General features: G+C 69.8%; 6 protein-coding genes. 3 read left to right on the top strand and 3 right to left on the bottom strand.

The genetic code is table 11. The annotated features are described in order from the left end of the window. Positions 1 to 1,098: hypothetical protein (locus OV207_RS09515; RefSeq protein WP_267554397.1), on the top strand; the 1,098-nt coding region annotated here is incomplete at its 5' end. Positions 1,099 to 1,184: 86 nt separating this feature from the next. On the opposite strand, the gene OV207_RS09510 is transcribed toward OV207_RS09515, so the two are convergent. Further along, positions 1,185 to 2,201 (bottom strand): MBL fold metallo-hydrolase, encoded by a 1,017-nt coding sequence (locus OV207_RS09510; RefSeq protein ID WP_267554395.1) that lies wholly within the window; start codon positions 2,199 to 2,201, stop codon positions 1,185 to 1,187. 86 nt (positions 2,202 to 2,287) lie between these two features. Here OV207_RS09510 and OV207_RS09505 point away from each other — a divergent pair, with 86 nt between their 5' ends. Continuing rightward, positions 2,288 to 3,196 (top strand): LysR family transcriptional regulator, encoded by a 909-nt coding sequence (locus OV207_RS09505; protein ID WP_267554392.1) that lies wholly within the window; start codon positions 2,288 to 2,290, stop codon positions 3,194 to 3,196. 234 nt (positions 3,197 to 3,430) lie between these two features. Next, the gene (locus OV207_RS09500) at positions 3,431 to 4,948 is read left to right on the top strand and encodes a YncE family protein (RefSeq protein ID WP_267554390.1); all 1,518 of its coding nucleotides are present in this window, start codon (positions 3,431 to 3,433) and stop codon (positions 4,946 to 4,948) included. 435 nt (positions 4,949 to 5,383) lie between these two features. Here the strand turns inward: OV207_RS09500 and OV207_RS09495 are convergent, their stop codons facing one another. Both OV207_RS09495 and OV207_RS09490 read right to left on the bottom strand, forming a co-directional pair. Then, the gene (locus OV207_RS09495) at positions 5,384 to 6,253 is read right to left on the bottom strand and encodes an RluA family pseudouridine synthase (RefSeq protein ID WP_267554416.1); all 870 of its coding nucleotides are present in this window, start codon (positions 6,251 to 6,253) and stop codon (positions 5,384 to 5,386) included. Between the two features lie 133 nt (positions 6,254 to 6,386). Further along, positions 6,387 to 6,752, bottom strand: coding sequence for a hypothetical protein (locus OV207_RS09490; protein ID WP_267554388.1), 366 nt, complete (start codon positions 6,750 to 6,752; stop codon positions 6,387 to 6,389).

The raw sequence follows: 6,752 nt of genomic DNA, 5'->3' as shown, positions 1-6,752 counted from the left end.
GGCTACCGCATCGGCGTGCTGCGCCCCGGCGACAAGGCGCCCACGTGGACGTCGGGCGTCGGGCAGGCGCGGCAGCCGTTCGGCCCGGACTCGCTCGCGACCGGCTCCACGGTCATCTGCGGAGGTGAGGCCGGGCGAGCGTACGTGGGGTATCGCGCCAACGAGATGAAGCGCGCGCCGGGCATCGAGCAGCGCTCGTACATCCCCGAGCCCGGCGAGGATTTCTACACGCCCGAGCGCTACGCCGAGTACCAGAAGGGAGACCTGGACGCGGTCCGCCTCCAGGCCGACGGGAAGGTCGCGCTCGAAGAGCACCTCTGGCGCACCGTCAAGTCGTCGAACGAGGGCAAGCAGCTTGGCATCCACAACACGAACGACTTCCACTACGAGGAGGACCGCTCCGTCCTGAACTGCGCCCGCGTGACGCGCGGCCGGGATCGCGGCGACCTCTACATCACGACCAACCACGGCGTGACGCGCATCCAGGGGCTCACCTACAACAGCCACCGTCACCCAGGCTGGTATCTCTACGAGAACGGCTCGAAGTGGGGCTCGCTGCAATGCCCGTACATGCACGGGCTGGGCATCGCGCCGAACGGCGACGTGCTCGTCGCGAATGAGCAGATGCTCGGCGTGCTCGTGCCCAGCGACAAGCTGGAGGACTGGGACCGCGAGTTCACCTGGGAGGGGCCCACACCCTGGAGCTTCAAGAGCTTCAACGAGGTGCTCAACGGCCAGGCCACCGACGACTACTGGCGCGCCTTCGAACAGGTCAGCTCGGGTCGCTACTACCTGGGCAGCGCGGAGTACGGCGTCTGGGCGATGACACCCAGGTCCCGCTCGACGGGGAACTGGTCCAAGCTGGCGGGCCTGCCGACGGATCGCATCCAGGCCCTCAAGGCGACGGATGACGGCGCGCTCTACATCGGCACCAACGGCCAGGGGCTCTGGCGGCTGGAGAAGGACGGCACGACGCTGGCCCCGGTGAAGGAGGTGGCCGGTCAGCGCGTCCTGCAGCTCGTCTACGAGCCCACCGTGACGCCGGCCATGCTGCTCGTCCTCACCGACCGGGGACTGACCGTCCTCCGCGGGCCGTAGGCCTGGCTCCCCTCCCCGCTTCATGAAACCGGGGCCGGACGCCGCTGAAGCGCCAGCGGCGTCCGGCCCCGAGGCGTACTCCCACCTCACTCCGCCGTGACGTTCGCGCCCTGCCACCGCTGGCCCGAGCTGTAGTTGGCCGGGATCCACCGGTAGCCCCTGCCCTCCGCGCCAAGCCGCCCCAGGCCAGGGAAGGGCATGTGCGCGAGGCCGACCAGATCGCCGCGCCTCGCGGCCTCCGTGAAGGCACGCGCTCGCTGGAACGCGGCCGCGCGCTCATCCACGTCGTAGGCGACCGTCACCGCGGGCTCGCGCAACTGCACCGAACCGAAGTGCATGAGGTCGCCCCACAGGACCAGCCGCTGCCCCCTGCTTTCGATGACGAAGGCGCTGTGCCCGGGCGTATGTCCCGGGGTCGGGGTCGCGCGGATGCCCGGAACGATGGCGTCCCCGTTCCCGAACGGCTTCAGCTTCCCCGCGGCGCGGTACGGCTCCACCATCGCCCGCGCCTCCTCGAAGTACTTCGGATCCACCCTCCCCTTCGCCGTGTCCTCGCGACCGAGCCAGAAGTCCACTTCGCGCGCATGCACCTGGAGGATGGCATTGGGGAACGCCCGACGCGTGGTGGACATGAGGCCCCCGGAGTGGTCGGAGTGGATGTGCGTGAGCAGCACCACGTCGATCTGCTCGGGCTGGTAGCCCGCGGCCCGGAGGCCCTGCTGGAGCTGGCCTCCCACGCCGGGGCCGAAGAAGCCGCCCACCCCCGTGTCCACGAGCACCAGCGACGTGCCGGTGTTGATGAGGAACGCGTTGATGGACAGCTCGACCGGGTCCTCCAGGTGATCGCGCGCGAGCAGGTCCTTCACCCGCTCCGGCGTCGTGCGCGTCGCCACCTCGCGAACGGTCTGGGGGACGGTGCCGTCGGACAGCACGGTGACCTCGAAGTCACCGAGCAGCATCCGATGGAAGCCCGGTGCCTGGGTGCGCACCTGGGGCGCCGCCGCGTGGACGGCGGACGGCAGGAGTGGAGCGATGGCCAGCACCAGCAGGGTGAGGGCACGTGAGACAGCGACGAAGGCACCGCGGGGCAGAGGTCTTTTCATGGGCCAGGAGATACGCCCCGCCTCTCCTGGGATAAACACGCGCCCCTCACACACTTCGTTTCACCCCTGAAACAATGAGGTGCACGGTGGACAGGTTCGCGGCGATGGAGGCCTTCGTCCGCGTGGTGGAGAGCGGCACCTTCACCAAGGCGGCGGAGGCGCTGGGCCGCCCGAAGGCGGCGGTGACCCGGCTCATCCAGCAACTGGAAGCGCAGCTGCGCGTGAAGCTGCTGCACCGCACCACGCGCCGCGTGACGGTCACCCCGGAGGGCATGACCTACTACCAGCAGGCCTTGCGCCTCCTGGGTGAAGTGCGGGAGCTCGAATCCACGCTGACCCAGACACGGCGTGGCCCCAGGGGGCGCGTGCGGGTGGAGTCGAGCGGGACCATCTCCCGGCTGCTGATCGTCCCCGCCCTGCCCTCGTTCTACGCGCGCTATCCGCAGATGCAGGTCGAGCTGGGGGTGAGCGACCGCGTCGTGGACCTCCTGTCGGACAACGTCGACTGCGCCATCCGGGGAGGTGCCGTGAAGGACGAATCCCTGGTCGCGCGGCACCTGGGTGACCTCCGCTATCAGTTCTGCGCGGCACCCCGGTACGTGGAGCGTCATGGCCCGCCACGCCACCCGCAGGAGCTGGCCGGCCCGGCGCACACGGTGATCAGCTACTTCTCCTCGCCGAGCGGGAAGCAATTGCCCTTCACCTTCAACCGGGAGGGCGAGCGGCTCGAAGTCCAGGGCCGCAGCCTGCTCACCCTCAACGAGACCAACGCGTACCTGGCCGCCGGGCTCGCCGGTCTGGGCGTCATGTACGCCCCTCGCTTCGTGCTGGAGCCATACCTGGCCTCCGGTGAGCTGGTGCCCGTCCTGGAGGGATGGCTGCCCGACGCCCGGCCCCTGTTCCTGGTCTACCCACCCGCGCGACAACGTGACGCGGGCCTGCGGGTGTTCATCGACTGGGTGGTGGAGCTGTTCGCGGGTCGGACGAACCTGTGACGCCGTGAGGGGTCGGCCTCCACCCAGACACCTGGCATGCCTGTCTGACAAACGACGCCCCGCATTGCCTCTCAAGTCAGGATCTGGCGGCCTTGACGTCATACAACGGCAACTCAAACGCGCCAGGGCAAGGGCTCCAAGCGCTGCCGGCGCGGTGCGCAGTCCACGCTCCAATAAGGGGGAAGGCAGTCCATGAACCACGTCCAGCGCCCCACGTCCTTGCTGAATCCACACATGCTCCATCAAAGCCACACCGCTGCCTCCCGGCGGGCCCTGCCGTCGCGCAGGATCCACCTCGTTCTTCTCTGCCTGCTCGGCGCGCAACTCACGGCGTGTGATCCGGAGCCTGTCCGCGACTGCGTGGACGGCGCCTCGGAGACCTCCGCCTGCGGATTGAATGGCCGTGGCGTCCAGCAGCGCACCTGCGCGACAGGACGGTGGAGCGAATACACCCCGTGCGAGGACCCCGATGTGTGCGTGGACGGCGCCCTGGATTCGCTCTCTTGCGGATTGAATGGCCGTGGCGTCCAGCAGCGCACCTGCGAAGCGGGCGGCTGGAGTGCTCCTGGCTTCTGCGTGGATTCCGACGTGTGCGTGGATGGCTCCGAGGAGTCGATGGCCTGCGGGCTGAATGGCCGCGGCACGGGGTCCCGGACCTGCGCCTCCGGCGCCTGGGGTGAGCCGCGCTGCGAGGATCTGGACGTCTGCATCGACGGGGACGTTGAGACCTCGGGCTGTGGGATTCTCGGATCGCGGTCCCGGGAATGTACGTCGGGACAATGGGGTCCCCAGGGTGACTGTGACGCGCCCGCGTCCATCGCCCTCCAGGTGCCGGGCCGCACGGACCTGGTCCATGACGCCCGACGCAACCGCCTGTACATCACGACGCGCGACGGCGCCGGGCAGGTGCGCGTGTTCAACCTCAAGACGAGGGAGTTCGAGGCACCGCTGCTCACCGGAGGCGCCTTCCGGGGCATCGACCTGTCTCCGGATGGCGACAAGCTCATCGTCGCGGAGGGTGGCTTCAGCGCCACCCACAACGGGGTCCAGTTGATCGATCTCACGACCGGTGCGTCACGCCGGATCGAGTTCACGCTGGAGCGAAGCGAGGCAGGAACGTTCACCGCGGTCTTCACCTCCAACACCGAGGCCCTCGTCTCCTCCAATTTCAATGGCTCCGGTTGGGTTCCGCTGCGCAAGGTCGACCTGTCCAACGACACCGCCGCCAAGCTCGCCAGCGTCCGCCAGAGCACCATGCTGACGGCGTCCGCCGACGGCTCCACCGTGGCCTATGCGGAGTCGAACATCTCCAGCGGCGAGTGGGGACGCTTCAGCGTCGGAGCCCAGACGTTCGCGGAGTCGAGCACGGGCTGGTTCGCCTACGAAGTCGCCGTCAGCCGGAACGCTTCGCAATACGCGCTCCCGACCTACGGCGGGCTGTTCGTCTTCGATAGCACCCTCAAATCGCCGACCCGGGTGGGAAGCTACGCCAATGAGTTGCCCATCGGGGCGGTGTACAGCCCGGTCACCGATGAGCTCTATCTGGCCTGGACCGGCGCGAAGACGAGCATCGACGTCTACAGCACCACGACCCTGAGCAAGCTTCGCGACATCGAAACGGCCCCGAGTCTCTTCTCCTGGAACGGCAACGCCGCCTTCGTGAACGGGCGCATGCGCATCTCCCGCGACGGCTCGCTGCTCTTCGTCACGACCGGAGCGGACGGCGTGAGAATCTACCTCACCGGGCCGTAGACCAACGGCGTCCTCCTTCGAGGACGCTCCGAAGGGGTGTGGCGGTCTTCGGAATGGTCGAGCAAGCCGCATGGGGCCATGGAGGGCCCATGCGGCTTGCTCAGCGAAGGCCCCGCGGGAGCAACCCGGCTACGCGTTCGGCACCCTGCGCCTGCACCGGCTCATCGCCGTGACGGATGCGAAGAACACCGCCGCCGCCACCGTGCTGGAGCGTCTGGGCCTGCGGCGCGAGGGACACTTCATCGAGAACGTCTTCTTCAAGGGCGCCTGGGGTGATGAGTTCCAGTACGCCCTGCTCGGCCGCGAGTGGACCCAGGCCCCCCGGGGACCTGAGCCCGGCGACGGAGGCCCCACGGCCACGCGCAACAGGGCCTCGCTGGCAAGGCCGACGCAAGGGGCTGGCTCCGCACGGAGGAGCTGGCCGGCCGCTCCGGGTCAGCCTTCCGCCGTGGTCCTCAACCCCGGGGGTGGGGGCGCATGCAGTCGCAGCCGCTCCCCGGTGAGGGGATGGGTGAACGCGAGCGTCTCCGCGTGGAGCAGGTAGCCGCCGTCCCCGGGCAGGCCGGGTTCGCGCTCACGGGGCAGGCCTCCCGCCGCGAACAGCGGGTCCCCGGTGAGCGGATGGCCGATGTACGCCAGGTGGATGCGGATCTGCTCGGGGCGCCCCGTGTGGATGCGCACCTCGAAGAGGGTGTGCCCTGCCCGCCGCTCCAGGACCTCGGCGCGGCTGTGGGACGGCTTGCCCTTGTCGGTGGCGCCATGCACGGACTCCAGCACGGGGTGGGGCACCAGCCCGATGGGCGCGTGGATGTCGTAGGCGTCCTGCGCCGCGACCCCGTCCGAGAGCGCCCGGTAGCGCTTCTCCACGTCGCCCTCGCGCCAGTTGCGGGAGAGCCGCGCCGCCGCTTCGTGCGTGCGGGAGAAGAGCACCAGCCCGGACGTCGCGCGGCCCAGGCGGTGCAGCGCGGACGCCTCCGGCCAGCGCTGGCGCACGAACGACAGCAGCGTGTTCTTGAGGAAGCCCCCGGACGGCAGCGTCGGCAGTCCCCCCGGCTTGATGACCGCGAGCAGCGACGCGTCCTCGTACACCAGCTCGAAGCTGTCCGGCGTCGCCCCTTCTCTCCAGGGCGGCCGGTGCCAACAGAGCTCCTGGTGGGCCCGCAGCACCTCGTCCCCGGTCGCCGTGACGCCGTCCAGTTGGACCTCTCCGCGCCCGAAGCGCGCGCGCCACTCCGCTTCGGTGGAGTGACGGTAGGCGCCCGTCAGGTAGGCGAGCGCGGTGCGGCCCACGCCAGCGGCCCCCATCCGCTCGCGGTACACGTAGCCGTCATTCAAGCCGGCGGAGTCGTCAGGCGTGGACGTCACCCCTCCACTCCATGGCCCATGGCGTGCGTTCGCGCAAATCCCACGGGCGGTCCAGGCAGCGGGGCGGGCGGCCTCATGGGGGGCCACCCTCGGTCGCGACGATGGCCGCGAGGAACAGCTCGTAGGTCAGCTCGGCGACGGGGCGCCGCTCCCGCCGGGCCTGGACGCGCAGCGCCTTGGGCAGGGAGCAGGGCCTGCCCCGCTCACCGTCGCGCATCTGGACATGGCCCCGCTCGGAGTACCCCACCACCCGCCAGCCCATGGCGCACAGCGCGCCGCTGAGGTCGTCGGTGAGCTGGTGGTGGATGGCGCGGGCGATGGGCACGGGCTGGAAGCGCTCGCTCGACCAGCCCCCCGCCTCCTCCCGCCAGCCACGCGCGCGCAGGTAGTTCGCCTTGCGCGCCAGCGACAGTCCTCCGACGTGGCGCTCGAGCTTCAT

It is taken from the genome of Corallococcus sp. BB11-1, from assembly GCF_026626625.1.
Classification (GTDB): domain Bacteria; phylum Myxococcota; class Myxococcia; order Myxococcales; family Myxococcaceae; genus Corallococcus; species Corallococcus soli.
The sequence above is the reverse complement of the archived record's forward strand: the minus strand, read 5'-3'. Positions and strand labels throughout refer to the sequence as shown.

Bases quoted from the DNA above. Each gene is read 5' to 3' on its own strand.
- OV207_RS09510 (WP_267554395.1), bottom strand. From the start codon at position 2,201: ATGAAAAGACCTCTGCCCCGCGGTGCCTTCGTCGCTGTCTCACGTGCC.
- OV207_RS09500 (WP_267554390.1), top strand. From the start codon at position 3,431: ATGCTCCATCAAAGCCACACCGCTGCCTCCCGGCGGGCCCTGCCGTCG.
- OV207_RS09490 (WP_267554388.1), bottom strand. From the start codon at position 6,752: ATGAAGCTCGAGCGCCACGTCGGAGGACTGTCGCTGGCGCGCAAGGCG.
- OV207_RS09495 (WP_267554416.1), bottom strand. From the start codon at position 6,253: ATGGGGGCCGCTGGCGTGGGCCGCACCGCGCTCGCCTACCTGACGGGC.